The organism is Brachybacterium sp. SYSU DS0246, assembly GCF_059391765.1.
In genome coordinates, this window is the sequence record NZ_JBZXYT010000003.1 from 67,499 (window position 1) to 93,746 (window position 26,248).

Below are 26,248 nucleotides of genomic sequence, written 5' to 3' on the forward strand. Positions count from 1 at the left end.
CGCGTTGTACCGCGACCGCCGTGCTCCCGCGATCGGCATCGCAGCGCTTCCATCGGGAAGCTGCGCGACGGCGAGGGCTAGAGACTTCCGTCCTCAGGGACGATGACCACGGGGAGCCAGGGTGCGCTGGTTCCTTCAGAAGGAGACGGCCGTATGGCTGACAGCACCCATAATCCAGAATCCGACTCGTCGGAGGAGACGACCACGCCTCCCACGTCGCGGCGTCGCCGCCGGGCCGGAGCCCCCGCGGGTGCTCCCGAGCCCGTCTCGGGACCGGAGGTCTCCGAGGAGATGGAGCCTGCCGCGCCGCGCACGGTCGTCGCACAGCAGAGCGAGACCCCGATCGAGACCGCCCCGGCCCCCACGAAGCGCCCCCGCCGCCGAGCGGGCGCCCCTGCCGGCGCCCCCGTGATCCCGCCCGCCCCGGAGCCCGTCGTCGAGGAGCTGGTGGGGGAGGAGCCCCTCGTCGAGCCCGAGACCGAGGACATCGTCACGGAGGACGTCGAGACCGAGGACGTGACGGGCTCGAACAGCACGGCCGAGGCTGGCTCGACCGCAGCACCGGTCGATGCCGGCTCCAGCGACGCGGGGTCCCACGACAGGGACGGCGGGTCCGGCGACGAGGACGACAACCCTGTCGTCGATGACCTGCGAGCCCTCGCCGACGCTCGCGGTGGCTCCGGCGACGAGACCGAGGACGCCGGCGACGACCGGTCCCGCCGGCGCGAACAGGTCCAGATGGACTTCGCCTCGCTCCTGTTCCAGGCACCGACGCCGCCGCGCACGACGGTCGGCGCGCACGACGCCCCCGTCGGCGGTGCGGACGTCTCCTTCGACGCCGGAGCGGACGAGGACGAGAGCGACGAGACGGAGGGGACGGACGAGACCCGCCGCAGCGACGAACGGTCCGCGACCTCCGACGACGAGCAGGGCGGGCGCTCGCGCTCGCGCCGCGGCCGGTCGCGCCGCTCCTCCCGCCGCGACAGCGGATCCGACGACTCCGCCTCCGCAGAGGACAGCACCGAGGACACGGCCTCCGAGGACGACTCCGATGAGGACTCTGAGCGCAGCACCGGCGGCTCGAACGGCTCCCGTCGCCGTCGCCGCCGCGGCGGTCGTGGCCGGCGGGGCCGTGGCCGCGGGGACGAGGAGAACGGCTCGGACGAGCAGGATGACCGGGACGACCAGGACGACGACTCCTCGCAGGACGAGCGCGGCGAGCCGTCCGAGGGCAAGGACGCCAAGAGCGACGAGAGCGCCGAGGGCGGATCCTCGGGATCCTCCAGCTCGCGCCGCCGGCGTCGTCGTCGCCGCTCGGGAAGCAACGGGGACGAGTCCACGTCGACCGATGATCCGCCCAACACGGTCGTCAAGGTCCGCGAGGCCCGCGACGAGGTCAAGGCCGTCAAGGGCTCGACCCGGCTCGAGGCCAAGCGCCAGCGCCGCCGCGAGGGCCGCGACAACGGCCGCAAGCGCAACGTCATCACCGAAGCCGAGTTCCTCGCACGCCGTGAGTCCGTCAAGCGGTCCATGGTCGTGCGCGAGCGCGGCGGACGCACGCAGATCGCCGTCCTCGAGGATGACGTCCTCGTCGAGCACTACGTCGCCCAGAAGGCGCAGACCTCGATGGTCGGCAACGTGTACCTGGGCAAGGTCCAGAACGTGCTGCCCTCGATGGAGGCCGCCTTCGTCGACATCGGCAAGGGCCGCAACGCCGTGCTGTACGCCGGCGAGGTCAACTGGGACGCCGTCGGCCTCGAGGGCCAACCGCGCCGGATCGAGCTCGCCCTCAAGAGCGGCGACCCCGTGCTGGTCCAGGTCACCAAGGATCCCATCGGTCACAAGGGTGCTCGCCTGACCAGCCAGATCTCGCTGCCCGGCCGCTACCTCGTGTTCGTGCCCGGCGGGTCGATGACCGGCATCTCCCGCAAGCTGCCCGACACCGAGCGCTCGCGACTGAAGAAGCTCATGCGCCAGCTCATCCCCGAGGACGCGGGCGTCATCGTGCGCACCGCCGCCGAGGGCGCGAGCGAGGAGGAGCTGACCAACGACGTCGCGCGGCTGCGTGCCCAGTGGGAGAAGATCCAGAAGGCGCAGAAGTCGAAGTCCGCGCCGGTGGCCCTCTCGCAGGAGCCCGACATCGCCATCAAGGTGGTCCGCGACGTCTTCAACGAGGACTTCACCTCGCTGATCGTCGAGGGCGGCAAGGTCTACGACGAGGTCCACCAGTACGTCTCGGATGTCGCTCCGGATCTGCTCGAGCGCCTGACCAAGCACGTCGGCGACAAGGACGTCTTCGCCAAGCACCGCATCGACGAGCAGCTGCTGAAGGCCATGGACCGCAAGGTCTACCTGCCCTCCGGCGGCTCGCTGGTCATCGACCGCACCGAGGCGATGACGGTGGTCGACGTCAACACCGGCAAGTTCACCGGTTCCGGCGGCACCCTCGAGGAGACCGTCACCAAGAACAACCTGGAGGCGGCCGAGGAGATCGTGCGCCAGCTGCGGCTGCGCGACATCGGCGGCATCATCGTCATCGACTTCATCGACATGGTGCTCGAGTCCAACCGCGACCTGGTGCTGCGCCGCCTCGTGGAGTGCCTCGGCCGGGACCGGACCAAGCACCAGGTCGCCGAGGTCACCTCGCTGGGCCTGGTCCAGATGACGCGCAAGCGGGTGGGCCAGGGACTGGTCGAGACCTTCTCCGCGACCTGCGAGCACTGCAACGGCCGCGGCATCGTCGTCGACCTCGACGGTCAGCCTCACCAGCACGCCGGCAACGGCAACGGGAACGGCGGCAACGGGAACGGCAAGAACGGCAACGGCGGCTCCGGCGGGGACGAGTCCTCGAAGTCCGCCAAGCGCCGCAGCCGTCGCTCGCGAGGCGGCGGCAAGGACGACTCCGCCGCCGAGGAGGCGCCCGCGGAGGAGCCGCAGCCCGACGTCCACCGGCTCGAGGACGACGCGGACAGCCGCGCCCTCGCCCGCGCCACGATCGCCTCGATCGCCGCGGCCTCCGGTGCCCACTCGCACCCGGAGGTCACCGTCGACGGACAGGTCATCGCGGTGGACGACACCCGGGATCCGCAGGCCGCGGAACCGGCGACCCTCCCGGAGCTGCGGCACGCGGACGCCCAGGCGGACCCATCGGCCGGCGACGCCGCGGCACAGCCGTCGGCCGGCGAGCCGGCGGACCCGTCGGCCGAGGAATCGACGGAGCAGCCTGCAGAGCAGACACCTGAGCGGTCGGCGGAGCCTGAGGCTCATGAGCCGGCCGCACACGACGCGGGCCCGGCGGCCGAACAGCCGGCGGGCGAGCAGTCCGCTGACGAACAGCCGGTGGCCGAGCAGCCCGCGGTCGATCAGCAGTCGGAAGCTGCAGCCGGGGAGACCGGCGACGCGTGGGAGCAGGACGCCCCGCCGCAGTCCTGAACCGGAGAGGGCGGGCGCGACCGGCGTGACGAGTTGCACACGGTGTGACGGCGTTCTCGCAGGTCGGACCGCCTCCGATGGTTGACCCGGGGTTCCGGGGATCGTAAGCTGTTCTTCGGCGCAAAACGCGTCCAGTCGTTTTCCCGGTGGACACCGCGCGACCGCATCTCCCGCCTGCACCTCTCCCCAGGGCGTGCAGGGCCGGTTGACGGTCGCAGGTCCGCGGCCCCGCCGAGCAGGAGCACGACCCGTAGACATATCCGAATCACAAGATGGAGCAGTGACGTGGTGTACGCAATCGTCCGCGCAGGCGGTCGTCAGGAGAAGGTGTCGGTCGGTGACACCATCGTGATCAACCGCGTGGCAGGCGAGGCGGGCGACAACGTCGATCTCGCCCCCGTGCTGCTGGTCGACGGTGACAAGGTGACCTCCGCCCAGGCCGAGCTGGCCGACGTGAAGGTCTCCGCCGAGAAGGTCGAGGACCTCCGTGGTCCGAAGATCCGCATCCTCCGCTACAAGAACAAGACCGGGTACAAGAAGCGCCAGGGCCACCGCCAGGAGCTGACCCGGCTGAAGATCACGGGCATCGCCTGAGCGATCCCTTCGAACACGGAAGAAGGATTGATTCCAGATGGCATCAAAGAAGGGCGTCAGCTCCTCCAAGAACGGGCGCGACTCCAACGCCCAGCGCCTCGGCGTCAAGCGCTTCGGCGGCCAGGTCGTCGGCGCGGGTGAGATCCTCGTGCGTCAGCGCGGCACCCGCATCCACCCCGGTGACGGCGTGGGCCGCGGCAACGACGACACGCTGTTCGCGCTGAACGCGGGCACCGTCGAGTTCGGCCGCAAGCGTGATCGCCGCGTGGTCAACGTCGTCGAGACGGTCTGATCTGCCGCCCCGGAATCCGGGGCACACAACTGCCTTCGAGGGGCGGAGCCGACTGCTCCGCCCCTCGACGCGTATCTGCACCCAGCTGCTCGGGACGCTCCCGCCACCGACCGCTCGAGGCTCGTCGGCACCGACCCGCCGACGCGCCCCAGCGACCTGCTCACTCCACCCCTCCATCCGCTCCACCATCGGAGGTCACCCATGGCCACGTTCGTCGACCGCGTCAGGCTGCAGGTCGCCGGAGGGTCAGGCGGCCACGGCGCCGCCTCCATCCGCCGCGAGAAGTTCAAGCCGCTGGCCGGGCCCGACGGCGCCAACGGCGGCCGCGGCGGTGACGTGATCCTCGAGGTCGACGCCTCGACGACCACGTTGCTCGCCTACCACCACAAGCCCCACCAGAGCGCGACCAACGGCGGCTTCGGCAAGGGCGACCTGCGCCATGGCGCGCGCGGCGAGGACCTCGTCCTGCCTGTGCCCGACGGCACGGTCGTCGCCACCGAGGACGGCACCGTTCTGGCCGACCTGATCGGCATCGGCACCCGATTCGTCGCCGCCCGCGGCGGCTCCGGCGGACTCGGCAACGCGGCCCTGGCCACGACCAAGCGCAAGGCCCCGGGCTTCGCGCTGCTCGGCGAGCCCGGCCAGGAGCGCAGCCTCGTCCTGGAGCTGAAGTCCGTGGCCGACGTGGCCCTGGTCGGCTTCCCCAGCGCCGGGAAGTCCTCGCTGATCGCGTCGATGAGCGCTGCGCGGCCCAAGATCGCCGACTACCCGTTCACCACCCTGGTGCCCAATCTCGGGGTCGTCGAGGCCGGCCAGTTCCGCTACACGATCGCCGACGTGCCGGGTCTGATCCCCGGCGCCAGCCAGGGCAAGGGCCTGGGCCTGGACTTCCTGCGCCACATCGAGCGCTGCCACGTGATCGTCCACGTCCTCGACGCCGCGGCCCTCGAATCAGAGCGCGACCCCGTCACTGATCTCGAGACGATCGAGAACGAGCTGGCCACCTATGCCAGCAGTCTGGATGAGCAGGCGGAGACCCGTGTGCCGCTGATGGAGCGGCCCACCGTGATCGTGCTGAACAAGACTGATCTGCCCGACGGGGCCGATATGGCGGACATGGTCCGGGAACGCCTCGGAGAGCGGGACGTGCCGATCCTCGACGTCTCCGCCCTGAACCGCAAGGGCCTGCGCGAGCTGTCCTTCGTCCTGGGCGAGCTGGTCGAGCAGGCACGCGCCGCGCTGCCCGCCCCGGAGGCCGCTCCCATCGTGATCACCCCCAGGGCAGTGGACGCGGAGGAGTTCCGCGTGGTCACCGAGCAGTACGACGGCGGCACCGCCTACCGCGTCGTCGGCGACAAGCCCGAGCGGTGGGTGCGCCAGACCGACTTCACCAATGACGAGGCCGTCGGATACCTCGCCGATCGCCTCGCCCGTCTGGGCGTGGAGGACAAGCTGTTCTCCGCCGGCGCCGTCGCCGGGTCCACCGTGCTGATCGGACCCGGGGACGACGCCGTCGTCTTCGACTGGGAGCCGACCATGGTCGGGGGCGCCGAGCTGCTCGGCGTGCGCGGCTCCGATCGGCGGCTCGAGGACCATCACCGCCCCACCCGTGACGAGAAGCGCGAGGAGCAGCGCGCCCGCACCCAGGCCCGCATGAACCGCATCGCCGCGATGGACGAGGAGCGCCGTGCCGGGCACTGGGCCGAGCCGTCCGCCGCGTCCGAGCCATCAGCGCCATCAGCGCCCGAGGAGTCCGACGAGCAGGAGCGCTGAGGATGGCGGGGACGGCGAACGGCACCGGTGCGCGCCTGCGCCAGCCGGCCCGGCTCACCGAGCGCGGGATGCTGGGCGAGGCCGCACGCATCGTGGTCAAGATCGGTTCTTCGAGCCTGACCGATGACCGTGGTCGGCTCGATCAGGACCGGGTCGATGCGATCGCGACCACCGCCGCGGCGCTGGCCGAGCGAGGCACCGAGGTCGTCATCGTCTCCTCGGGCGCGATCGCGGCGGCTCTGGGTCCGCTGGGCCTGCCCGAGCGGCCCGGCTCCGTCGAGCTCCAGCAGGCCGCGGCGAGCGTGGGCCAGGCACTGCTGGCCACCTCGTGGTCGAGCGCCTTCGGCGGGCACGGACGGATCACCGGACAGGTGCTGCTGACCGAATCCGACGTGATCCGCCCGCAGACCTACCGCAACGTGCGCAGCGCGCTGGAGTCCCTGCTCGAGCTGAATGTGGTCCCGGTGGTCAACGAGAACGACACCACCGCCACCCACGAGATCCGCTTCGGTGACAACGACCGGCTCGCCGCCCTGGTGGCGCAGCTGCTCGGGGCCGACGCGCTGTTCCTGCTGACCGATGTCGACGCGCTGTACACCGCGCCGCCGCGCGAGCCCGGCGCCCAGCGCATCGCCGTGGTCGAGGACGCCGCCCGGCTGAGCGATGTGAGCATCGGCAGCGTCGGCTCGAAGATCGGCACCGGCGGCATGGTCACCAAGCTCTCCGCCGCTCAGCTCGCCTCCACGACCGGCACTGCTGCCGTGCTGACCTCGGCGCCGCGGTTCGCTGCGGCCGCTGCCGGGGAAGATGTCGGTACCTTCTTCCCCGGTCACCACGGCCGGCGCCGGTCGCGGCTGGTGTGGCTGCGCTTCGCGACCCGGGGCGCAGGCACCCTCACGCTCGACGAAGGAGCCGCGCAGGCCGTGCGGACCCGGCGGCGATCCTTGCTCGCCGTGGGCGTCACGGGCGTGGAGGGAACCTTCCCCTCGGGCGTACCGGTGGACATCGCCGGGCCCGACGGGGAGATCTTCGCCCGCGGGCTGACGTCCTTCAGCAGCGACGAGCTGCGCGCCATGAGCGGGCGTGGCTCCGGGGAGCTGCACGAAGAGCTGGGGGAGCGGTATCGCCGCCCCGCTGTCCACCGCGACCAGCTGGTGGTGCTCTGAGACCGCTCAGCCCGGGGCCCGTGCCGCCGGCCGGCGACATGGACGGTCTCAGTCGCCGGCGTAGATCCGCTCCTGCTCGGCGGTGTCATCGGGCTCGCGCGGCTCGGTGCCCTGCGCTCGACGCCCGGCGACCTCGTCGTGCTCGGACTGCGTGCGCGCAGCCGGCGTGGGTGCACCGTCCGCGGACGCAGCGGCCCCCGGCGCAGCCGCTGCGGCCGTGCCGGAGGCACGGCCCTGTCGTCGTTCCCGGGCGATCCGCACGCGCTCGATGATCAGACCCACCACGAGGGCCAGCCCCACGCCGATGGCGACACCCAGCAGCGGCTGCTCGCGGAAGGCGAAGCCTCCCAGCATGCCGATCGCGACGTTGTACGTGGCCCACGCTGTTCCGGCGAGGAGCGAGTAACCGATGAACCGCGGGCGCGGATAGCCGATCATGCCCGAGGCGATGGAGGTGGCGGTGCGTCCGCCGGGAATGAAGCGCGCGGCGATGATGATCATGCCGCCGCGAGTCATCAGTCCGTTCTCGGCCCAGCCGAACAGCTTCTCGCCCACCCGATTGCGCCGCAGACGGCGGGTGAGGGGACCGGCGCCGCGTCCGACATGGTGGGAGGTGATGTCCCCGGCGACCGCTCCGGCGATGGCCACCAGCAGCAGCCACTGGGCCTCGGGAGAGGACTGGACCACGGCGTAGGCACCGGCGGTGATGACGACGGTCTCCCCGGGAACCACCGGGAGCACCGAATCGATCGCGACGACGAGGAACACCACGAGGTAGAGCCAGGGTGAGGCCATGACCGTCTCGACCAACTGCATCACGGAATCCATCGGCGGTCGCGTCTCCTCGGGGGCCGGGTCGTTCGGGGGTGAAGAAGCACAGTCTTCCGGCACCGGTCTCGTGATGCTATGGGGATAACCGCAAGGTTCCCTGGGCGGAACCGCCGAAGCCCGGGACCGCGCCGGGGCGCACGGCCGCTGTCCCGACGCCTGGGCTCGAGCGGAATCGGGCGGCATCGGCGGCTAAGCTCGTTCCATGACTGCTGCACCCGAGGTCACCGACGTCGAGCAGGCGGTGCGCGAGGCCGCCCGAGCCGCCAAGGACGCCCAGCCCGCCCTGGCCCGCCTGCACCGCGAGACCAAGGACGCCGTGCTGTACGCAATGGCAGACGCCCTCGTCGCTCGCGCCGATGAGATCGTCTCGGCCAATGCCCGCGACCTCGAGGCGGCCGATGCCGCCGGCATGGCACCGGGGCTGCGCGACCGGCTGGCCCTGGACCCTCAGCGCGTCGAGAAGATCGCCCACCAGCTTCGCGACGCGGCGGCGCTGCCGGACCCCGTCGGCGAGGTCATCCGCGGTTCCGTGCTGCCCAACGGCCTCGAGCTGCGTGAGCTCCGCGTGCCACTCGGCGTGATCGGCATGGTCTACGAGGCCCGGCCCAACGTCACGGTCGATGCCGCCGGCCTCGCCCTGAAATCGGGCAACGCGGTGGTCCTGCGTGGAGGCTCCGCGGCCCTGCACTCCAACACCGCCCTCATCGCCGTGCTCCGCTCCGCACTGGCCGAGCACGATCTGCCCGAGGATCTCGTGGTGGGCATCGACGAGCACGGACGCGACGGTGCCGACGTCCTGATGCGCGCCCGCGGCCTGATCGACGTGCTGATCCCGCGCGGCGGCGCCGGCCTGATCCGGCGCGTCATCGAGAACTCGCTGGTCCCGGTCATCGAGACCGGCACCGGCAACACCCACATCCTCATCGACGCCAGCGCGGACCTCGATCAGGCCGCCTCGATCGTCACCAACGCCAAGACCCAGCGCATCGGGGTGTGCAATGCGCTGGAGACCCTGCTGGTCCACCGCGACATCGCCGGCGCCGCCCTTCCCCGCCTGGCCCGGCCGCTCGCCGAGGCAGGGGTGCGCCTGCACGCCGACGAGACGGCCGCCGGCATCCTCGCCGAAGCGGGCACGGACATCGAGGTCCTCCCGGCGACCGCGGAGGACTGGGACACCGAGTACCTCGCCCTGGACCTGGCGGTGAAGGTGGTCGAGGATCTCGACGAGGCGCTCACGCACATCCGTGAGCATTCCACCGGCCACACCGAATCGATCCTGACCCGGGACCTGCTCAGCCAGCAGCGGTTCCTGGCCGAGGTCGATTCCGCCGTGGTGATGGCCAACGCCTCCACCCGGTTCTCCGACGGCGGCGAATTCGGATTCGGTGCGGAGATCGGCATCTCCACCCAGAAGCTCCACGCGCGCGGCCCGATGGGCCTGAGGGAGATGACCACCGGCAAGTGGCTCGTGATCGGGCAGGGGCACGTGCGCCCGTGACGCCACTCCCATCACGCGCGTCGAGGCCTGAGCGTGCGCGCCCCTGTGGGATGATGGGCCGGTCACCCGTGGAAAGGCCCTGAAGAACATGATCGACCAGCTCATGATCCTCGCCGAGTCCGGCGAACACGCGACCGGCGGGGTGCCGGCTCCCATGGTGGGCATCGGCGTCTTCGTCATCATGATGATCCTGCTCGGAGTCACCTACCTCACCGGAGGGGCGAACCAGCGAAAGCGGCGCAAGTCCGACAAGCCCGGCGACCACTGATTGGGATGGAGCAGCAGCGACGACGGATCGGCGTGATGGGTGGGACGTTCGATCCCATCCACCACGGCCACCTCGTCGCCGCCAGCGAGGTCCAGAGCGTCTTCGGGCTGGACGAGGTCGTCTTCGTCCCGACCGGCCGGCCCTGGCAGAAGGGCGACCGCAGCATCTCGGACCCGGAGCACCGGTACCTGATGACCGTGGTCGCCACCGCCGCGAACCCGGTGTTCACCGTCTCCCGAGTCGACATCGACCGCCCGGGGGCCACATACACCATCGATACCCTGCGCGACCTGCGGACGATCCACCCCGACGCGGATCTGTTCTTCATCACCGGCGCCGACGCCCTGCAGTCCATCCTGACGTGGAAGGACTCGGAGGAGATCTTCTCCCTCGCCCACTTCGTCGGCGTCACCCGGCCGGGTCATGAGCTGGACACCTCCGGCCTGCCGGCCGATGGAGTCTCCCTGATCGAGGTGCCGGCGATGTCGATAAGCTCCACGGACTGTCGCACCCGAGTCGCCGCCGGCGGTCCTGTCTGGTACCTCGTGCCCGACGGGGTCGTCCAATACATCAACAAGTACGCCCTCTACACAGGAGGTGACGGCGATGACTGAGTCCGATACGAGCCCGCGTCGCGGGCGCCGCGCTCGCGCGCTGAGCCCCGAGGAGAGCGCCGCTCTGGAGACTCGCACCGCAGCTGCCATCACCGGCGAGCAGCCACCGGTCCCCAGCGTGCGCGGCCCCGTCGCGCCGCCCTCGGCCGACGCCCCCGTCCCGACGCTGCGCAAGTTCGGCCGACGGGCGCGGATCATCGAGCTCAGCGACGCCCCCGAGGCAGAGGTCGCGGGGACCGTCGAGTCCTCGGAGCCCACCGAGGCCCCCGATTCCTCTGCTGCCGACGTCACGGCCTCGTCGCCGGCGTCCGGTGCGGAGGGTGCGGAGGGTGCCACGGAGGGTCAGGACGTTTCTGCCTCCGACGACACCGCAGGCACGTCGGCGTCCGAGCAGGCGCCCGGGGCCGAGGCGACGTCCGGGGCCGCCCGCGGGGGTGAACCCGGGGACGAGCCGAGCACCGGGGGCGACCCGGACGCCGTGGACGCCGCGGGCGCGGCGACGTCCCGGCAGACCGGACAGTCCACGGACACTCCGGACGCGAGCCACCAGGCCGGCCAGGGCCGGCAGTCCGCCGCGTCCGCGCCACTGCCCGGCGCCGCAGCGCAGGTCGCCCGACGGTCCCAGCCGGCGCGCCGCACGGCCGTGACCGACCGCGACCGTGACGGTGTGGAGCTGGGGGAGCTGTCGATCACCGACGCCCCTGATCCCCGACCCGCCCCGCGCTTCGACGGCAAGGTGCTGCACCGCCCCGAGCGCTCCGGGGGCCGCCCGCTGCTGTGGCTGGTGTGGGCCCTGATCGCGCTCGCACTGATCGTGCTGGTCGCACTGCTGCTGAGCGGAGTGATCGGCCCCGGCGAGGCGTCCGCCCTGGACCTCACCGTGCACGACCTGTTCAACAACCATCCCCATGTGGAGGAATCGACCGCGTGAGCGCCCCCGAAGAATCCCTCGACCTTGCCCGGGTGGCCGGCCAGGCCGCCTCCGACAAGCTCGCCGAAGAGGTGATCGGCCTCGACGTCTCCGAGCAGGTCGTGATCACCGACCTGTTCCTCGTGTGCAGCGGCGACTCGGAGCGCCAGGTCTCCGCCATCGTCGACGGCGTGGAGGAGGCCCTGCTCAAGGAGCGGCGCCGCAAGCCCCTGCGCCGGGAGGGCCAGCGCGACGCCCGCTGGGTGCTCCTGGACTACGGGGACATCGTCGTGCATGTCCAGCACGCCGAGGACCGGGCGTTCTACGCGCTCGAGCGCCTGTGGCGCGACGCCCCGCTGGTGGACCTGCAGATCGACGAGGGCCGCCCGGCGTGAGCTCCTCGCTGTCCATGGGTGGTCTCGCGAGCACCCGCCTCGTCCTCGTGCGCCACGGCCAGACCGACTACAACCGCGATGGTCGCCTCCAGGGCCAGGTCGACATCCCGCTGAACGCCGCCGGAGCCAAGCAGGCCGCGCTGCTGGCGGCCGCGGTCGCGGAGAACCCGCCGGATCTCATTGTCTCCTCCCCGTTGCAGCGCGCGCACGAGACGGCGCGCGCGATCGGCCAGGCGTGCGGTCTCGAGGTCTCCACGGACGAGGCCTTCCTCGAGCGTGGCTTCGGGCAGTGGGAAGGCCTGACCGGTGACGAGATCCGTCGGCGCTGGCCCACGGAGCACGCCGCCTGGCGGGACCACCGTGAGGTGACGGGGCTGGACGTCGAGGACCGGCCCGCCGTCGGCTCCCGCGTGGCGGCGGCCTGCCGGCAGCTGGTCGCTCATAACCGCGGAGGCACCGTCATGGTCGTCACCCACGGCGCGGCGATCACGCTCGCGATCACCGCTCTGCTGGGACTGGACGCGAACGAATTCCGTGGTCTGGCGGGGCTGGAGAACTGCCATCGCTCGGTGCTGGAACCGCTGCGATCGGACCCGGAAGGGCGGCTCATGAGGTTGCTGTCACACAACGTCGGTCCCGATTTCATCTGAGGTCAGCAGCGATGTACCATCGATGAGTCGCCTTCCGGGGCGGCACCCGATACGGGGCTATGGCGCAGTTGGTAGCGCGCTTCCATGGCATGGAAGAGGTCAGGGGTTCGAATCCCCTTAGCTCCACTCGAGAAACCGTGAGACAGTGACTCGTCAGAAGGGCCCCACCTGATGGTGGGGCCCTTCTGCTGTGTGTCGCGCGTATCTCCCGAGCTGCAGCTCTAGCTCATCCCAGCGCCGGCATCGGCCATACGCTGCAGAGCACCGGCGACCTCACGATGTTCACCTCCGCCCTCCGAGTCCGACCGCCGCCTGACGAGCATCTCCCAGCATGATCGTGCCGAGCTCGAACGCCTCCTGTTCGCGCTGCTGGGCCCTGCGGACAGCTGATCCTGCTCACCGATCCAGCTGCAGTCGGCTCCATGCACGGCAGGTCAGCGCGGCGAACACGAGCGGAACGCCGGCGGCGGCGAGCGGGGCTGCGGCAGCGGCGGCGCCCGGTGCGGCGATCGCCGTGATCTGGACCGCGATGAGCACGCCGAGGACCACGGCGATGCCCGCCAGCTGACCCCGCCACACCGTCGCGGTCCAGGCCGCCGGGAGCCCGAGCAGTCCGACGCCGAACGTGAGAGCGGCCTGCAGCGTCAGCTGGCGCAGCACCTCGCCGTCGATGGGCCCGAGGCGGAGCAGCAGACCGGTCGCCAGGAGCAGCAGCGGCAGGACCAGGGCGATGCCGCTGACCCACGCCAGATGCACGATGAGTTTCGCCAGGGCGATCATGGCGCGGGGGACCGGGAGGGCGAACAAGCCCGTGATCGTGCCGTCGGCGAACTCCCGACCGAAGCTCCAGCTCAGCACGACGCCGAAGGCGAGAAGGCCGCCCGCTGCGGTGATCTGGGCGGTCACGCCGGTCAGGAGCTCCCAGCCCTCGGCGTCGGCCAGCGGGCCGAGCTGCGTGAGGATCTGCTGGTTGCCGGCACGGGCCGCGGCGACCAGGGCGCCCACCAGCACCGCGATGCCGCCCACGACCAGCAGCGTCGCGGTGCGCACGACCTGGGATGACCAGACCTTGTATCCCTCGACCCGGATCGCCGTGGCGAGTGCGCTCATGATCTCCGGCTTTCATCATCGGCACGGACCAGCTCGAAGAAGGCCCTTTCGAGCTCTTGCCCTGCGGGGTCCAGGCTCCCCACGATCCGCCCCCGGTTGAGCACGGAGATCCGGTCGGCGATCCGCGCGACCTCGTCGAGGTGGTGGCTGGAGACAAGGATGCCGGCACCACCGTCGGCCCGGCGCTGCAGCACGCGGCGCAGCAGGAGTACGCCGGCGGGGTCGAGGGCGTTGGTCGGCTCGTCGAGGATGACCAGCTCGGGCTCGTGCTGCAGCGCGACGGCCAGGCCGAGGCGCTGCCGGTTGCCCTGCGAGAGCTTGCGTGCCGGCACGGCGGCGTAGCGCTCGAGGTCGAGTTCCGCCAGCACTGCCTCAGCGCAGTCGAGGTCGATGCCGCGCAGCCGGGCGGCGAGCTGGAGGTTTGTGCGGGTGCCGAGCTCCGGGTACGCGAAAGGTTGTTCCACGAGATGGCCCACCCGTCGCCAGGCGATCGCCGGAAGCTCATCGAGGAGCCGGTTGTCGATCCGGACCTCACCGCTGTCGAGTCGGAGCATGCCCAGGGCCGCCCGCATCAGGGTCGTCTTGCCGGCGCCGTTCAGGCCGGCCAGAGCGTGGATCTCCCCGGCGGCGACGTGCAGGTCGAGGCCGAGCAGACCGGCCTGGGGCCCGAACGTTCGCCTCGCACCCCGCAGGCTCAGCCGCTCAGACATGGCTGCCTTCGAGGGTCCACAGGGAGGCCTCGACGGCGTCGGCCATGGGGAGGGAGTCGTCCTGCGCCCACTCGAACAGCGCAGCCGTCAGGGCCGCCATCACGGCGGCCGCGGCCGCCCGAGCGGCCAGGCGTGAGCAGGCGGCGGCGAGCTGCTCGGCGATGGCCTTCTCGGTGGCAGAGGTGGCGGCCGCCATGTCGGCGCGCAGGGCACCGGAACCGGCGATGATCCGGACCCGTCGGCGGACCGTGTCCAGCTCGCGCTCGTCCAGTGCGCTCAGGGCATTCCGAAGACCGCGCGTCGCGCGCAGCAGGGGAGGCAGTTCCGGTGCCTGTGCGCCGACCGCGGTGGCGATCTTCGGGTCGTAGGGGTCGACGGTGACCACGGCGGCCTTGCTCGGGAAGTGGCGGAAGAACGTCATCTGGGTGACTCCGGCCGCGTCGGCGATCTGGGCCACCGTCGTCCGCTCGAAGCCCTGGGTCTCGAAGAGCTTCAGCGCGGTCTCGATGAGCCGGGTATGGGTGTGCTCGTGACGGGCCATACCAAGATGTTAGTGACTAACATTCCGCGGTGTCCACAGTCAGTGCGGGATCGACATGACACCTGGGTTGTCGCCGTGTGGGAACTGTGACAGGTTTGATGTCATGGATCGACGCACTGCGGGGCCGGATGAACCAGAGGCGCAGGGTCCCGACCCGGGCCGCGCACCCGCGCCCGCGGTCCGGTTGTCCGGGTTGTCCAAACGCTTCGGTGACCATGTCGCGGTCGACGCGATCGATCTGACCGTGCCGCGCGGCATGTTCTATGGGATCGTCGGACCCAATGGCGCCGGCAAGTCCACCACTCTGTCGATGATCGCCGGACTGCTCGCCCCGGATTCCGGAACCGTCGAGGTGGCCGGATTCGATGCGGCGCGGCAGCGGGAGCAGGTCCTCGACGCGCTGGGCATCATGATGGAAGGGCTCTCCCTGCCGGAGCGGCTCACCGGTGCGGAGCTCCTCGAATACACGGCCCGGCTGCGGGGAGTGGGACCGCAGTGGCGCGAGCGCGCCCACGACCTGCTCGAGGTCCTCGAGCTCGACCGTGCGCCGACGACCCTGATCGTCGACTACTCCACCGGCATGCGCAAGAAGATCGGCCTGGCCGTGGCCCTGATGCACCGTCCCCGGGTGCTCGTTCTCGATGAGCCCTTCGAAGCCATCGACCCGGTCTCGGCCCGCGCCATCGAGGGTCTGCTCGGCCAGTACGTCGCCGGGGGCGGGACGGTGCTGCTGTCCAGCCACATGATGGAGGTCGTCGAGCGCACCTGCGAGCGTGTCGCCCTGATCCAGGGCGGGCGGATCCTCACCGAGGGCACGCTCGCCGAGGTCAGGGGCGAGGGAACGCTCAACCAGAGATTCCTGGACCTCGTCGGCACCGCCCCGCAGCGAGACATCGCATGGCTGGGATGAGCACGACCGTCACCTTCGCTGCCATGCGATGGCGGATTATCCGCACGGGCCCGAACGACGAACGTGCCTTCGGGCTGGTCGCCGGGCTCCTCGCCGCGGTCGCCGTGATCGTCCTGGCCGTCCTGGCCCAGGGCGGGGACGTGCATCCCAGTTGGGTGACCGCCGCGATCTCGCTGGTCGGGCTGACCTGGCTGATCGGTCCGGTCCTGCTGCCGGGGTCCGCCCCGGTGCTCGATCCGCAGTGGTTCCGCACTCTGCCTCGGCGGCCCGTGCAGATCGCCCGCGAGATGGCGCCGAGCGAAGCGATCAGCGTCGGCACCGTGATCACTGCCGTGGCTCTGGTCAGCATGGTGATCCTCGTGGCGCCGCTCGGCCCTCTCGCCATGCTCCACGCAGCCGTGGCCGCGATGGCACAGCTGTTCTTCCTGCTCTGGCTGGGTCGATGCGCCGCGGCGCTGGTCTCACGCCTGCTGCGCTCGAGGGTCGGCATGTGGGTGGCGGCGGTCCAGATGTCGGTGCTGCTGGCGATCTCCTTCGCCGGGTGGGTTCCGGTGGTCGCCCTCTTCCTTCCCCGGCTGGGGGAGGGAGACTCGGAGATCGTGACTCCGGCGGCGCCCGGGGCGATGCCCGCACCGCTCGAGAATACGTTGCTGGCCCTGCCGACCGGGTGGGGGCTGGCTGCGGTCCGGGCCGTGACGTCGGGCGACGGGACGGTCCCGGTCCTCGGTGCCGTACTCCCGCTGATCGGCCTCGTCATCGTCGGCCTGGTCCTGTGTCGCACATGGATCGCCCTGACGGCGTACACCATCTCCCGTCCTCCGGCGCGGATCCAGAATGCGGTGCGAGCACCGGATTCGGCAGCGCGGACCGGCCTTCGTGCCGGTGGACCCGTCCGGGGCGTGGCCGATCGGGAACTGGCGACCTGGTTCCGCGATCCCCACCGCAAGCTCGGGCTCGGGCACGCCTGGATCACTCCCGTGCTGATGATTGCGCTGGTGGCACCCACCAGCTGGTCCTGGGCGCTGCCGTTCATCGGGGTGATGGCGGCGGTCTTCGGCGCGATGGTCGCGGTGAACACCTACGCTCTGGACGGCACCGCGCTGTGGCAGCTGCTGACCACGCCCGGGGCCGTGCGGGCCGACGTGCTCGGCCGCCAGGCGGCCTGGATGATCCTGTTCGGGCTGCCGATCGTGGCCCTGACGATCGTGCTCTGCGTGATCAGCCAGTCGCCGCTGTGGGCGCCCGCGCTGGGGATGACGCTCGCGGCCACCGGAGCTGCCTGCGCGGGCGCGCCCCTGTTCGCTGCCCTGATGCCGGCAATCGGCGCCGACGCACGGGACCGGGTCTCGACCTCCGACGACTCCGGCAATGCCGCCGGGGGTGAGTGGACCGTCTTCGTCGCCGTGGTCGCAGCGGCGATCATCCCAGTGGTCATCGGGGGCCTCGCCGGCGCGGGATGGCTGGTCCATCTGCTGCTCGGCGCGGGGGTGGGAGCGGCTGCGGTCGCGGGGCTGACGCGCATCACCCGGGCCTTGCTGGACCGTTCCGGCCCGGCCATGCTGTCGGCCTTCTCCTCGGGCGACGCGACGCGGTTGAGGAAGTCGTGACGAGGATCAAGGTGCCGTGAGGCAGCCACCGAACTCGTCGGACCCGTCGGACCCGTCGGACCCGTCGGACCCGTCGGAACCGTCGGACCCGTCGGACCCGTCGGAACCGTCGGGCTCGCGCAGGATAGTGCGCAGCCGCTCGGGGGCGGTGCGGCGCGGATCGCCCAGGTAGATCTCGTGATGCCGGCCCCGCATGCTCAGGCCTGCGCGGGGATCACCTCGCGGTGCCTCTGCTGGAGCACGGGCCCTTCCGTGTCGCATGCCGCGCCGGCGTGCTCGGTGGCATGGTCATCCCTCGTTCTCGATCTCGGCAAGCGCGGCGTCCATGTGGTGCAACACGCGCAGCGTCGCATCGAGCTCGGCCGCCGTCAGCTCGCCGCCGACCCGGCCCATCAGCTCGTGCTCGCGCCGGCCGACGGAGTCGATGGCTGCTCGGCCCGCGGCGGTGAGCCGCACCAGGGCCGAGCGGCGGTGGGCCGGATTCTCGGCCAGCTCCACGTATCCGGCCGCGCGGGCATCGTGGACCATGCGCTGGACGAACTGGCGACTGAGATCCTGCGCGCGCGCCATCTGGGGAACCGTGAGTTCACCCTCGCGGTGCAGCTGGTCCAGCACGTTCCGGACTCCGACGGACATGCCGTTGATCGGCTCGTCACGCTCGACGATCCGTGATGCCCGGCGGTACACGGGCCCGAGCGCGACGTACACCTCGGCCAGGCGGGTCGCGAGCGTGTCGCGGTCGAGGGGCTCGTGCGGTGCTGGGTGACGGGGTGCGGACATGCCCCGAGTATGGCACCCGGGTTGTCAACACGGCGGGCGTATGACACCTTGGTTGTCATGACGCACGAGACGCAGTTCCTCGATCTTCCGGACCAGCGCATCGCCTACTACGACCTCATCTCTCGGCCTGTCGAGACGGCCCCGCCATCCGGTGGTTCCGCGGGACATGCGTCCGAGGCCGTCCCACTCGTCCTGCTCCACGGCGGGGTCGTCGACAAGCGCATGTGGCACCCGCAGCTGAAGGCCTTCCCGGATCGCCGCGTCATCGTTCCCGACGCGCGGGGGCACGGGGAGTCCTCGGATGCCGAGGCCCCGTACCGTCTGGCCGACGACGTCGTGGCTCTGCTCGACGCGCTCGAGATCGACCGCGCGGTGCTGATCGGGCTGTCCATGGGCGGCAGCACCGCCGTCGACGTCGCTCTCGAGCACCCGGGTCGCGCGGCTGCGCTCGTCGCCAGCGGCACCGGCACCAGCGAGCCCGAGTTCACCGACCCCTGGACCCTTCAGGTTCTCGCCGACTGGCAGCGGGCGCAGGAGGCGGGAGATCTCGAGGAGTGGCTCGGGGTCACGGAGCGCTTCGTCGCCGGGCCGGCGCGGTCGATCGACGAGGTCGACCCGGCGGTTCGTGAGCTCTGCGCGAGGATGGCCCGCGAGACGGTCACCGATCACCTGCGCGTGGGGGAGGACGGCGTTCCGATCCCTCCGCAGCCGCCGACGCCCGTGACCAGGACCTGGGAGCGACTCGAGCAGGTCACGGTCCCGGTCCTCGCGCTGTGCGGAGCGCTGGACAGTGAGGACCATCGGGCGCTCGGGCGGAGGCTGGCCGAGACGGTCGCGGACGGGAGCTACCGCGAGGTGGCCGGGGCCGCCCACTACCCGAATCTCGAGAACCCCGAGGACTTCAACGACGCGCTGCAGCGGTTCCTTCGCGGGGAGGATCGCTCGGCAGGGTGAGGATCTCTGCGCCCTGCCCGGTGATCGCGATCGTGTGCTCGCTATGCGCCGCACGGGCGCCCGTGGCACTGCGCAGTGTCCATCCGTCCGCGTCGGTGATCAGCTCCGCCGTATCAGCCATGACCCAGGGCTCCAGGGCGAGCAGCAGGCCCGGGCGCAGCCGGAACCCGCGACCGGGCCGGCCCGTATTGGGCACGTGCGGATCCTGGTGCATCGTCGAACCGATGCCGTGCCCGCCGAACTCGGTATTGATGGCGTAGCCCGCCTCGTGCAGCACCGTGCCGATGGCATGGGAGACATCGCCGAGCCGGGCCCCGGGGGCGGCAGCGGCGATCCCGGCATCCAGTGCGCGCCGGGTCGCCTCGATCATCGCCATACTCTCCGGGGGAGCGGAGGTGCCTACGACAACACTGAGGGCGGCATCCGCGGCGATCCCGTCCCGGACGACCGCGAGATCGAGCGTGAGCAGGTCCCCATCGGCGAGCGCCTGGTCCCGGGGCATGCCGTGGAGCACCGCATCGTTGACGGCCGTGCACACGTAGTGCCCGAACGGTCCGCGCCCGAATGACGGCTCGTAGTCGACGTAGCAGGAGGTGGCTCCGGCCTCCTCGATCAGCTCCTGCGCCCACTGATCGATCTCGAGCAGATTGGTGCCGACGGTGGTTCTCTCCCGGAGCGTGTCCAGGATGTCGCCGACGAGGGCGCCCGTCGCGCGAGCGCGGACCAGTTCGTCGGGAGTGAGGATCTCGATCATGGGGCCTCCCAGGGAGCCGATAAGTATCCCGGTAAGACTATCCCGGTATTAGTATCGGGTCATGGTCAGACTTCCCCTCACCCCCGCAGAGGTCGCCCGTGGAGAGCGCCTGGGGTCGCTCCTGCGCCGTGCGCGCGGCAATCGGCCGCTCCTCGAGACGGCACTGGAAGCCGGTCTCTCCCCGGAGACCCTGCGGAAGATCGAGTCGGGACGTGTCGCCACGCCGGCCTTCTCGACGATCGCCTCCATCGCGCATGTCCTGAGTCTGTCTCTCGATGAGATCTGGGCAGAGATCAGCGCATCCGATCAGGAGACGACGGACGATGGGAGCGCGCGGGTCGACGCTGATCACCGGATGGCCTCCTAGGCGGACGCGCCTGCCTGCACTCCGCGCCGGGCGGGAGAGGCCTTGCCCTCCTCGACGATGAGCCCGTGCAGCTCGGCGAGCTCGGGAACGCTGAATCGCGCGCGGTCGAGAGCCGGGGCGAGCCGGCGGCGGAAGGCCCGGTACGAGCCGGGCACCGCATGGCCGCGCAGAGTGAGGAGCCGTCTGGCGTACTCATCGCAGATGAACGCCGGCCGGCTGAAGCAGTACAGGGCGATCGCGTCGGCCGTCTCCTCGCCGATGCCCTCGACCGCGAGCAGTTCGGTGCGCAGGTCGCCATCGCTGAGCTCGGACGCCGTGGGGCCTCGCTCGAGCGTCCACCGCGCGAGCGCCAGCAGCCGCCCCGGTTTGGTGCTGGCGAACCCCGAGCCGCGCACGAGGTCCCGGATACGATCCTCGTCGGCAGCGGCGAGCTGGCCGGGCTCCAGCAGGCCGGCACCGCGCAGGTTCGCGATCGACGCGGCCGCCTGCTCCCATCGGCTGCGTTGGACCAGGACCGCGCCGACGGCGATCTCGAAGGGCTCCTCTCCCGGCCACCATGCTCCGAGCGGCCCGTGCGCCTCCAGCAGGTCGCGCTGGAGCGCCCGCAGATCCGCCTCGGCCAGCGGGAGGAGCGCTCCGGGCGAGGCGGCGGCCGGCGCGCGGCTCACCGCGCCGTGTACCAGTCCGGCAGAGGTTCGGGGGCCAGCCGCTGCGTGTCACCGGGCCGGGTGAGGGTGAGCACGGCCCGCATCACCACCGGATGACTCTCCAGCTCTTCCTCGATCGCCTGGATCCGTCGCTGCAGCTCCGATTCGCGCACGTCGCCGACGACGTCGACCGAGGCGACGACGAAGAGCTTGTTCGCCCCCACCCACTCGGTGTGCAGGAAGCTGACGGACTGGATGTCGCGGTGGTGGACGAGATGGTCGAGCACCTCGTGGCGGGCCAGCGGTGAGCCGCCCTCGCCGGAGAGGAAGTCGCTGTTGCGCATGATCAGCAGGACCGCCACGACGCCCAGCAGCAGGCCCACCAGGATCGACCCGATCGCATCCCACACCGCCTGCCCGGTGATCTGGTGCAGGGCGATGCCCGCAGCGGCGATCACCAGCCCCAGCAGCGCGCACGAGTCCTCCGAGAACACGGCTCGCAGCATCGGGTCCGAGGTGGTGCGGATGTAGCGCAGCGGCTTGATGCCGCGCTCCCTGGCCCCGCGGACGGCCTGGCGCGTCGCCTGGAGGAACGAGACCCCCTCGAAGACGAACGAGACCGCGAGCACGACGTAGGCCCACGTGTACGTGGCCTCCTCGCTCGGGGCGCCGAGCTCCTGGATGCCGTGCCATACGGACACGCCGGCACCGACCGCGAACAGCCCGATCGCCGCGAACATCGACCACACGTATCCGGCGCGGCCGTAGCCCAGCGGATGCGAGCGGTCGGGGGCGCGGCGGGAGCGGCGCTCGCCGATCATGAGGAACACCTGGTTGCCGGTGTCCGCCCACGAGTGCGCCGCCTCGGCGAGCATCGAGGCGGAGCCGGTGAGGATCGAGACCACCGTCTTGGCGATCGCGATGAGGAAGTTCGCGCAGAACGCGATCAGAACAGTCAGGCCGCTCTCGCCGCCACCACCGGACGGCTCGGCCGGGCTGCCGTCGCCGGCGGCTTCGATCCCGCCACCGTTGCCGGTGCTCCGGTCAGTCCGACCCTGTGCGTCGTCCCGCTCCTGTGCGTCGTCCCGACCCGGCGAGCTGCCGGGGCGCTGTCCGGAACCGGATCCCGTGGTGCCCGTCGCCGTCATGTTCTCGTCGCTCACGGCCCCATTGTGCGCCGCGCGGGGTAGATGGTCACATCCTCGGGCGCGACCCGCGGGTGGACCCGACTGCCCGGGCGGATGGCCGATTCGGCCACGACCTGCGGTGACAGGTCCGCGGCGAGGTCCTCGGTGCGCACTCGCACGAGATCGCCGTGCGGTTCGAGGGTGACGACCGAGCGTTCGGCCATGGCCGCCGCGCCCGCGCTCGCGGGGGCTGAGCCGAGCTCGACCGCACTGGGGCGGAAGACGGCGTGGACCTCGTCGCCCGGCCTCGCCCCACCGCGCAGACCGCCGGCGAGCCTGTCGTGCCCCGGCAGTACCACGGCCGTCCCGTCCCAGGTGCCGTGCAGCAGATTGAGCCCGGCGAAGCGGGCCGCGAAGGCGCTGCGCGGCAGTGTGAGGACCTCCATCGTCGGCCCCTGCTCGCGGACATGGCCGTCCACGATGACGGCGGTGGTATCGGCCAGAGTCATCGCGTCGAGCGCGTCATGGCTGACCACGAGCGCGCTGCGATCGGCGAGAAATCTGCGCAGTAGTTCGCGCAGGCCGGGGGAGACATCCACGTCGAGGGCGGAGAGCGGCTCGTCCAGCAGCAGCAGACGCGGCCGCGCGGCCAGCGCCCGGGCGATCGCCGCGCGCTGCGCCTGCCCGCCGGAGAGCTGGTGGGGCCGCCGCTGCGCGAGCTCCTGAAGACCCACGTCCTCCAGCCGACGCCGAGTCTCGGCCCGCGCTGCCGCGCGGGGCACACCGAGGCTGCGGAGGGCGAACAGGATGTTCCCGCCCACGGTGAGATGCGGGAACAGGACCGGATCCTGCGTGAGGGTCGTGACGTGGCGGGAGTGCGGAGGCACCCAGGCGCGTGCGCGCCCGTCGGTCACGTCGGCGAGCACGCGGCCGTCGAGCTCGACCCGTCCGGTGCGGGGTCGCAGCGTCCCGGCGATCACGCCCAGCACACTGGACTTGCCGGCACCGTTGGGACCGACCAGCGCGGAGGTCTCCCCGTCCGGCAGCTCCAGGGCGAGATCGAGCCCGCGCTCGGGCATGGTCACCCGTACCGACAGACTCATGCGGCGGCCCGCCGCCGGGCGATGGCGATGACCACCACGGCGACGATCATCAGCACGAAGGACAGCGCCACAGCGGCATCCGGATCGCTCTCGCGCTGGAGGTAGATCTCCAGCGGCAGCGTGCGCGTGGTGCCCTGCAGGCTGCCGGCGACGGTGATCGTGGCGCCGAACTCGCCGAGCGCCCGCGCGAAGGAGAGCACCGTGCCCGAGGCCAGGCTCGGCAGCATCAGCGGCAGCGTCACCCGCAGCAGCACTCTGCTGGGCCGGGCGCCGAGCGAGGCGGCGGCCGCCTCGTACCGCGTGCCTGCGGTGCGCAGCGCCCCCTCGAGGCTGATGACGAGGAAGGGCAGGGCCACGAAGGTCTGCGCGAGCACCACGGCGGCGGTGGAGAAGGCGACCTGGACGCCCAGGACCTCGAGGTGCCGCCCGATCAGGCCCTGGCGACCGACGGTGTACAGCAGGGCGATGCCGCTGACCACCGGCGGCAGGACCAGGGGGATCAGCACGAGGGAGCGGAGCAGCGAGATGCCGGGAGCATGGGCACGGGCGAGAAGCAGAGCCATCGGCACCCCGAGCACCACGCACGCGGCGGCGCTGGTGGCCGCGGTCTGCAGGCTGAGGCGCAGCGCAGCCAGGGAGGACTCGCTGGTGATCAGCGCCCAGAAGCTGGACCACTCGACCCGGGTCGACATGGCGACCAGGGGCAGCAGCACGAACAGGGCGCCGATCAGAGCAGGGACCAGCACCCAACGGGGCAGTGCGGAGCCGGGAGCGGGCGTGGCCGAGACCGTGCCGGTCATAGGGCGTGAGGGCGTGGGGCGTGAGGACATCGCAGCTCACGCACCGGCGAAGCCGTAGCTGCTCAGGACCGTCCGGCCGTCCTCGCCGAGCACCAGGTCGATGAAGTCCTCGCCGAGATCGGGATGGGCCGTATCGGGCACGGCCGTGATCGGATATGTGTTCACCGCGCTCGCCGCCTCGGGGAAGGTGATCCCCTCCACGGCGTCTCCTGCCTTCTGCACGTCGGTGACGTAGACCAGGCCGGCGCCGGCCTCGCCGCTGGTGACCTTGCCCAGCACGTCGGTGACGCTCTGCTCCTCACTGACCGGGGAGAAGTCCAGGCCTGCCGCGTCCTGGACCTTCTCGGCCGCGGCGCCGCAGGGTACTTCCGGCGCGCACACGACCAGGCGCACCTCGTCGCCGGTCAGTGAGGAGAGGTCCGTGATCCCTGCGGGATTGCCGGGCGGGACGGCGATCATCAGCGTGTTCGTCGCGAAATCGGTGGGTTCGGCGTCCTCGAGCTTGTCCATGTTCGCGGTGTCGGCCGAGGCGAACACGTCGGCAGGGGCGCCTTCGCGGATCTGGGCGGCCAGCGTGGAGGATCCGGCGACGCTGAGCGCGACGTCGACGTCCTCATGGGCGGCTTCGAACTGTGCTGCGAGCTCCTCGAACGGCTCCTGGAGCGAGGCGGCCGCATACACGGTGAGGGTGGTGGGGTCCTCGGAGCTCGCGCAGCCCGTCGCACCGAGGCCCATTGCCAGGCCGGCGATAGCGGCGAGCAGACCTCGCCGCGCCGGAGCACTGATCGCGGGCGAGATCATGCCGACGTGCCCGCGTCGGTCGTCTCGATGATCACCTGCGTGGCCTTCACCGACGCGGTGGCGACCTTTCCCGGTTCCAGCCCGAGATCACGGGCGGCCTCGCTGCTCATCAGCGAGACCACGCGGAAGGGGCCGCACTGCAGTTCGACCTGTGCCATGACGGTGTCCATGACGACGTCGGTCACGAGGCCGACGAATCGGTTGCGCGCCGAGGAGCGCACGCCGTCGTCCATCTCGGGACCGACCGCGAGCTCGCGCGCCAGGCGAGCGACGTCCACGCCCTCGAGGACCTTGCGCCCGGCAGCGTCCGTGGTCGCGGTGAGGGTGCCCCGCTCGATCCGGCGCCGGACGGTGTCCTCGCTGACTCCCAGGAACATGGCGGCGTCTCGAACCCGCATCTGCGTCATGAACGCAAGTATAGGGGCGCAGATGCGGCCCCGTGCTGGCAGTCCGGTTCCGGAGGTCAGGCCACGAGCAGAACTCCGGCCAGCGCGATCGACGCGACGACCAGGGTGGACAGTGCCGCCAGTGCGAACGGGCGCAGGCCGACCCGGACTAGCCGACGCACCGACACCCCGCATCCGAGGGCGAACATCGCTGCGGCCAGCAGGATCGTCTGCAGCATGGAGCCGGCCTCGAGAACGACCACCGGAAGGGGCACGAACGAGCCCAGCAGCACCATCGCCAGGAATCCGAGCACGAACACCGGCACCAGCGGCGGGCGCTTCGCAGTGGGCGGGACATCTCCGGGGCCGCCTGCGGGACTGCCGCCGGGGGCGTCTGCGGGATCCGCGGCGTCGCGTGCGTCGAGCCCGGCGGTCGCTCGGGCGGTCGCGCCGACGCGGCGCCGCTGCCGCATACCGAGCACCGCCATCACCGGTGCGAGCATCAGGACGCGGGCCAGCTTGACCACGACGGCGACCGCGAGCGCGCCTCCGCCGAGCACTCCGCCGGCCGCCACCACCTGAGCGATCTCATGGATCGAGCCGCCGGCCCACAGGCCGGAGGTCATGGATCCGAGCCCCAGCACCGCCGAGGCCGCAGGGACCAGGCCGATCATCAGCGTGCCGAACAGCACCACCAGGGCGATCGCGGTGACCGTGCGTTCCTCGTGCTCGTCCTCCGGATCGGTGACACCGGCCGCGGCGGCGACCGCAGCGGCCCCGCAGATCGAGAAACCGCAGGCGATCAGGAGGGTCAGACCCGGCTCGACCTTCAGCAGCCGTCCCAGTGCCAGCGTCCCGAGCATGCCGCCGCCCACGACGGACATCACCACGAGCAGCATCGGGGCGCCCAGGGCGAGGATGTCCCCGAGCACGAGCTGCAGGCCGAGCAGCACGATCCCCGCCCGGAGCAGCACCTTCGCGGAGAAGTCCAGACCCGGCTTGACGCTGGCGGGCAGGTTCGTCGTATTGGCGACGACGATCCCGGCGAGGATCGCCAGGATCAGGGCGCTCACGCCGGGCAGAGAAGCGGCCGCCACCGCGGCGGCGACCGCGACGAGCAGGCACAGCGCCACCCCCGGCATCAGCCCGCGAGGCACCGCGGCAACGGTGAGGGCAGGCGCGGACATGCCAGGACTCTTCCACGGTGCCGGCACGCTCGGTAGAGGGC

Annotated in this window: 29 protein-coding genes and 1 tRNA gene; 16 read left to right on the top strand and 14 right to left on the bottom strand. The window is 71.3% G+C overall.

Annotated elements, in window-relative coordinates:
- Window positions 1-153: 153 nt before the first annotated feature.
- The 5 genes from AC5020_RS02185 to proB all read left to right on the top strand — a co-directional run bounded on the left by AC5020_RS02185 (window position 154) and on the right by proB (window position 7,257).
- Complete coding sequence (locus AC5020_RS02185; RefSeq protein WP_464987053.1) at window positions 154-3,432, top strand: Rne/Rng family ribonuclease; 3,279 nt, start codon at window positions 154-156, stop codon at window positions 3,430-3,432.
- A 285-nt stretch (window positions 3,433-3,717) separates the two neighbouring features.
- A complete protein-coding gene (gene rplU, locus AC5020_RS02190) occupies window positions 3,718-4,026 on the top strand; it encodes a 50S ribosomal protein L21 (protein ID WP_377016524.1) in 309 nt (102 codons plus the stop codon).
- A 37-nt stretch (window positions 4,027-4,063) separates the two neighbouring features.
- A complete protein-coding gene (gene rpmA / locus AC5020_RS02195) occupies window positions 4,064-4,318 on the top strand; it encodes a 50S ribosomal protein L27 (protein WP_377016526.1) in 255 nt (84 codons plus the stop codon).
- Window positions 4,319-4,519: 201 nt separating this feature from the next.
- Complete coding sequence (obgE, locus tag AC5020_RS02200; RefSeq protein WP_464987054.1) at window positions 4,520-6,091, top strand: GTPase ObgE; 1,572 nt, start codon at window positions 4,520-4,522, stop codon at window positions 6,089-6,091.
- 2 nt (window positions 6,092-6,093) lie between these two features.
- On the top strand, window positions 6,094-7,257 hold the full coding sequence (gene proB / locus AC5020_RS02205; protein ID WP_377016530.1) for a glutamate 5-kinase: 1,164 nt from the start codon (window positions 6,094-6,096) through the stop codon (window positions 7,255-7,257).
- A 48-nt stretch (window positions 7,258-7,305) separates the two neighbouring features.
- Here proB and AC5020_RS02210 read toward each other — a convergent pair whose 3' ends face one another.
- On the bottom strand, window positions 7,306-8,073 hold the full coding sequence (locus AC5020_RS02210) for a DedA family protein (protein WP_464987055.1): 768 nt from the start codon (window positions 8,071-8,073) through the stop codon (window positions 7,306-7,308).
- Window positions 8,074-8,290: 217 nt separating this feature from the next.
- Between AC5020_RS02210 and AC5020_RS02215 the strand changes: the two genes are divergently transcribed.
- From AC5020_RS02215 to AC5020_RS02245, 7 genes are all read left to right on the top strand, one after another.
- Window positions 8,291-9,586: a glutamate-5-semialdehyde dehydrogenase gene (locus tag AC5020_RS02215; RefSeq protein WP_464987056.1), complete on the top strand. Its 1,296-nt coding sequence runs from the start codon at window positions 8,291-8,293 to the stop codon at window positions 9,584-9,586.
- An 88-nt stretch (window positions 9,587-9,674) separates the two neighbouring features.
- A complete protein-coding gene (locus AC5020_RS02220) occupies window positions 9,675-9,854 on the top strand; it encodes a hypothetical protein (protein ID WP_377016536.1) in 180 nt (59 codons plus the stop codon).
- Between the two features lie 5 nt (window positions 9,855-9,859).
- Complete coding sequence (nadD, locus tag AC5020_RS02225; protein ID WP_377016538.1) at window positions 9,860-10,468, top strand: nicotinate-nucleotide adenylyltransferase; 609 nt, start codon at window positions 9,860-9,862, stop codon at window positions 10,466-10,468.
- A complete protein-coding gene (locus tag AC5020_RS02230; protein ID WP_464987057.1) occupies window positions 10,461-11,399 on the top strand; it encodes a hypothetical protein in 939 nt (312 codons plus the stop codon). Before nadD ends, AC5020_RS02230 begins: the two co-directional genes overlap by 8 nt.
- Window positions 11,396-11,773 (top strand): ribosome silencing factor, encoded by a 378-nt coding sequence (gene rsfS / locus AC5020_RS02235; protein WP_377016542.1) that lies wholly within the window; start codon window positions 11,396-11,398, stop codon window positions 11,771-11,773. Before AC5020_RS02230 ends, rsfS begins: the two co-directional genes overlap by 4 nt.
- Window positions 11,770-12,423, top strand: coding sequence for a histidine phosphatase family protein (locus AC5020_RS02240; RefSeq protein WP_464987058.1), 654 nt, complete (start codon window positions 11,770-11,772; stop codon window positions 12,421-12,423). Before rsfS ends, AC5020_RS02240 begins: the two co-directional genes overlap by 4 nt.
- Before the next feature lie 53 nt (window positions 12,424-12,476).
- Window positions 12,477-12,549 (top strand) — tRNA-Ala (locus AC5020_RS02245).
- Between the two features lie 270 nt (window positions 12,550-12,819).
- Here the strand turns inward: AC5020_RS02245 and AC5020_RS02250 are convergent.
- Genes AC5020_RS02250 through AC5020_RS02260 form a run of 3 tightly spaced genes read right to left on the bottom strand, consistent with a single transcriptional unit; the run spans window position 12,820 to window position 14,784 of the window.
- Window positions 12,820-13,533: an ABC transporter permease gene (locus AC5020_RS02250; RefSeq protein WP_464987059.1), complete on the bottom strand. Its 714-nt coding sequence runs from the start codon at window positions 13,531-13,533 to the stop codon at window positions 12,820-12,822.
- The gene (locus AC5020_RS02255) at window positions 13,530-14,243 is read right to left on the bottom strand and encodes an ABC transporter ATP-binding protein (RefSeq protein ID WP_464987060.1); all 714 of its coding nucleotides are present in this window, start codon (window positions 14,241-14,243) and stop codon (window positions 13,530-13,532) included. Before AC5020_RS02255 ends, AC5020_RS02250 begins: the two co-directional genes overlap by 4 nt.
- Window positions 14,236-14,784 (bottom strand): TetR/AcrR family transcriptional regulator, encoded by a 549-nt coding sequence (locus AC5020_RS02260; protein WP_464987061.1) that lies wholly within the window; start codon window positions 14,782-14,784, stop codon window positions 14,236-14,238. Before AC5020_RS02260 ends, AC5020_RS02255 begins: the two co-directional genes overlap by 8 nt.
- A 193-nt stretch (window positions 14,785-14,977) precedes the next feature.
- Here AC5020_RS02260 and AC5020_RS02265 point away from each other — a divergent pair, with 193 nt between their 5' ends.
- A complete protein-coding gene (locus AC5020_RS02265) occupies window positions 14,978-15,694 on the top strand; it encodes an ABC transporter ATP-binding protein (RefSeq protein WP_464987062.1) in 717 nt (238 codons plus the stop codon).
- Window positions 15,691-17,301 (top strand): hypothetical protein, encoded by a 1,611-nt coding sequence (locus AC5020_RS02270; RefSeq protein ID WP_464987063.1) that lies wholly within the window; start codon window positions 15,691-15,693, stop codon window positions 17,299-17,301. The genes AC5020_RS02265 and AC5020_RS02270 overlap by 4 nt, the downstream gene beginning before the upstream one ends.
- A 6-nt stretch (window positions 17,302-17,307) precedes the next feature.
- Here the strand turns inward: AC5020_RS02270 and AC5020_RS02275 are convergent, their stop codons facing one another.
- Window positions 17,308-17,496 (bottom strand): hypothetical protein, encoded by a 189-nt coding sequence (locus AC5020_RS02275; protein ID WP_464987064.1) that lies wholly within the window; start codon window positions 17,494-17,496, stop codon window positions 17,308-17,310.
- A gap of 93 nt (window positions 17,497-17,589) precedes the next feature.
- Window positions 17,590-18,081 (bottom strand): MarR family winged helix-turn-helix transcriptional regulator, encoded by a 492-nt coding sequence (locus AC5020_RS02280; RefSeq protein ID WP_464987065.1) that lies wholly within the window; start codon window positions 18,079-18,081, stop codon window positions 17,590-17,592.
- A 57-nt stretch (window positions 18,082-18,138) separates the two neighbouring features.
- Here AC5020_RS02280 and AC5020_RS02285 point away from each other — a divergent pair, with 57 nt between their 5' ends.
- The gene (locus AC5020_RS02285; RefSeq protein WP_464987066.1) at window positions 18,139-19,035 is read left to right on the top strand and encodes an alpha/beta fold hydrolase; all 897 of its coding nucleotides are present in this window, start codon (window positions 18,139-18,141) and stop codon (window positions 19,033-19,035) included.
- Here AC5020_RS02285 and map read toward each other — a convergent pair.
- Window positions 18,983-19,789: a type I methionyl aminopeptidase gene (gene map / locus AC5020_RS02290; protein WP_464987067.1), complete on the bottom strand. Its 807-nt coding sequence runs from the start codon at window positions 19,787-19,789 to the stop codon at window positions 18,983-18,985. The two genes, AC5020_RS02285 and map, sit on opposite strands and share 53 nt — an antisense overlap.
- A gap of 61 nt (window positions 19,790-19,850) precedes the next feature.
- On the opposite strand from map, the gene AC5020_RS02295 reads away from it, so the two are divergent.
- The gene (locus tag AC5020_RS02295) at window positions 19,851-20,156 is read left to right on the top strand and encodes a helix-turn-helix domain-containing protein (protein WP_464987068.1); all 306 of its coding nucleotides are present in this window, start codon (window positions 19,851-19,853) and stop codon (window positions 20,154-20,156) included.
- Here AC5020_RS02295 and AC5020_RS02300 read toward each other — a convergent pair.
- The 7 genes from AC5020_RS02300 to AC5020_RS02330 are packed head-to-tail and all read right to left on the bottom strand — an operon-like array spanning window position 20,153 to window position 26,207.
- Entirely contained in the window at window positions 20,153-20,824 is a 672-nt protein-coding gene (locus tag AC5020_RS02300; protein ID WP_377016567.1) for an endonuclease III domain-containing protein, read from the bottom strand. The two genes, AC5020_RS02295 and AC5020_RS02300, sit on opposite strands and share 4 nt — an antisense overlap.
- On the bottom strand, window positions 20,821-21,966 hold the full coding sequence (locus tag AC5020_RS02305; RefSeq protein ID WP_464987069.1) for a cation diffusion facilitator family transporter: 1,146 nt from the start codon (window positions 21,964-21,966) through the stop codon (window positions 20,821-20,823). Before AC5020_RS02305 ends, AC5020_RS02300 begins: the two co-directional genes overlap by 4 nt.
- Window positions 21,963-23,033, bottom strand: a complete 1,071-nt coding sequence (locus AC5020_RS02310; protein ID WP_464987070.1) for a sulfate/molybdate ABC transporter ATP-binding protein — start codon at window positions 23,031-23,033, stop codon at window positions 21,963-21,965. Before AC5020_RS02310 ends, AC5020_RS02305 begins: the two co-directional genes overlap by 4 nt.
- On the bottom strand, window positions 23,030-23,833 hold the full coding sequence (locus AC5020_RS02315; RefSeq protein WP_464987071.1) for an ABC transporter permease: 804 nt from the start codon (window positions 23,831-23,833) through the stop codon (window positions 23,030-23,032). The genes AC5020_RS02310 and AC5020_RS02315 overlap by 4 nt, the downstream gene beginning before the upstream one ends.
- A gap of 36 nt (window positions 23,834-23,869) precedes the next feature.
- Window positions 23,870-24,634, bottom strand: coding sequence for a molybdate ABC transporter substrate-binding protein (modA, locus tag AC5020_RS02320; protein WP_464987072.1), 765 nt, complete (start codon window positions 24,632-24,634; stop codon window positions 23,870-23,872).
- Window positions 24,631-25,041, bottom strand: coding sequence for a TOBE domain-containing protein (locus AC5020_RS02325; protein ID WP_464987073.1), 411 nt, complete (start codon window positions 25,039-25,041; stop codon window positions 24,631-24,633). The genes modA and AC5020_RS02325 overlap by 4 nt, the downstream gene beginning before the upstream one ends.
- Window positions 25,042-25,097: 56 nt before the next feature.
- On the bottom strand, window positions 25,098-26,207 hold the full coding sequence (locus AC5020_RS02330; RefSeq protein WP_464987074.1) for a YeiH family protein: 1,110 nt from the start codon (window positions 26,205-26,207) through the stop codon (window positions 25,098-25,100).
- Window positions 26,208-26,248: the final 41 nt, after the last annotated feature.

What these genes read in the sequence shown, in the direction of transcription:
- AC5020_RS02185 (WP_464987053.1), top strand. Translation starts at nt 154, where the DNA reads ATGGCTGACAGCACCCATAATCCAGAATCCGACTCGTCGGAGGAGACG.
- rpmA (WP_377016526.1), top strand. Translation starts at nt 4,064, where the DNA reads ATGGCATCAAAGAAGGGCGTCAGCTCCTCCAAGAACGGGCGCGACTCC.
- obgE (WP_464987054.1), top strand. Translation starts at nt 4,520, where the DNA reads ATGGCCACGTTCGTCGACCGCGTCAGGCTGCAGGTCGCCGGAGGGTCA.
- proB (WP_377016530.1), top strand. Translation starts at nt 6,094, where the DNA reads ATGGCGGGGACGGCGAACGGCACCGGTGCGCGCCTGCGCCAGCCGGCC.
- AC5020_RS02210 (WP_464987055.1), bottom strand. Translation starts at nt 8,073, where the DNA reads ATGCAGTTGGTCGAGACGGTCATGGCCTCACCCTGGCTCTACCTCGTG.
- AC5020_RS02215 (WP_464987056.1), top strand. Translation starts at nt 8,291, where the DNA reads ATGACTGCTGCACCCGAGGTCACCGACGTCGAGCAGGCGGTGCGCGAG.
- AC5020_RS02220 (WP_377016536.1), top strand. Translation starts at nt 9,675, where the DNA reads ATGATCGACCAGCTCATGATCCTCGCCGAGTCCGGCGAACACGCGACC.
- nadD (WP_377016538.1), top strand. Translation starts at nt 9,860, where the DNA reads ATGGAGCAGCAGCGACGACGGATCGGCGTGATGGGTGGGACGTTCGAT.
- AC5020_RS02230 (WP_464987057.1), top strand. Translation starts at nt 10,461, where the DNA reads ATGACTGAGTCCGATACGAGCCCGCGTCGCGGGCGCCGCGCTCGCGCG.
- AC5020_RS02250 (WP_464987059.1), bottom strand. Translation starts at nt 13,533, where the DNA reads ATGAGCGCACTCGCCACGGCGATCCGGGTCGAGGGATACAAGGTCTGG.
- AC5020_RS02255 (WP_464987060.1), bottom strand. Translation starts at nt 14,243, where the DNA reads ATGTCTGAGCGGCTGAGCCTGCGGGGTGCGAGGCGAACGTTCGGGCCC.
- AC5020_RS02260 (WP_464987061.1), bottom strand. Translation starts at nt 14,784, where the DNA reads ATGGCCCGTCACGAGCACACCCATACCCGGCTCATCGAGACCGCGCTG.
- AC5020_RS02270 (WP_464987063.1), top strand. Translation starts at nt 15,691, where the DNA reads ATGAGCACGACCGTCACCTTCGCTGCCATGCGATGGCGGATTATCCGC.
- AC5020_RS02275 (WP_464987064.1), bottom strand. Translation starts at nt 17,496, where the DNA reads ATGCGGGGCCGGCATCACGAGATCTACCTGGGCGATCCGCGCCGCACC.
- AC5020_RS02280 (WP_464987065.1), bottom strand. Translation starts at nt 18,081, where the DNA reads ATGTCCGCACCCCGTCACCCAGCACCGCACGAGCCCCTCGACCGCGAC.
- AC5020_RS02285 (WP_464987066.1), top strand. Translation starts at nt 18,139, where the DNA reads ATGACGCACGAGACGCAGTTCCTCGATCTTCCGGACCAGCGCATCGCC.
- map (WP_464987067.1), bottom strand. Translation starts at nt 19,789, where the DNA reads ATGATCGAGATCCTCACTCCCGACGAACTGGTCCGCGCTCGCGCGACG.
- AC5020_RS02295 (WP_464987068.1), top strand. Translation starts at nt 19,851, where the DNA reads ATGGTCAGACTTCCCCTCACCCCCGCAGAGGTCGCCCGTGGAGAGCGC.
- AC5020_RS02310 (WP_464987070.1), bottom strand. Translation starts at nt 23,033, where the DNA reads ATGAGTCTGTCGGTACGGGTGACCATGCCCGAGCGCGGGCTCGATCTC.
- AC5020_RS02315 (WP_464987071.1), bottom strand. Translation starts at nt 23,833, where the DNA reads ATGACCGGCACGGTCTCGGCCACGCCCGCTCCCGGCTCCGCACTGCCC.
- modA (WP_464987072.1), bottom strand. Translation starts at nt 24,634, where the DNA reads ATGATCTCGCCCGCGATCAGTGCTCCGGCGCGGCGAGGTCTGCTCGCC.
- AC5020_RS02325 (WP_464987073.1), bottom strand. Translation starts at nt 25,041, where the DNA reads ATGACGCAGATGCGGGTTCGAGACGCCGCCATGTTCCTGGGAGTCAGC.
- AC5020_RS02330 (WP_464987074.1), bottom strand. Translation starts at nt 26,207, where the DNA reads ATGTCCGCGCCTGCCCTCACCGTTGCCGCGGTGCCTCGCGGGCTGATG.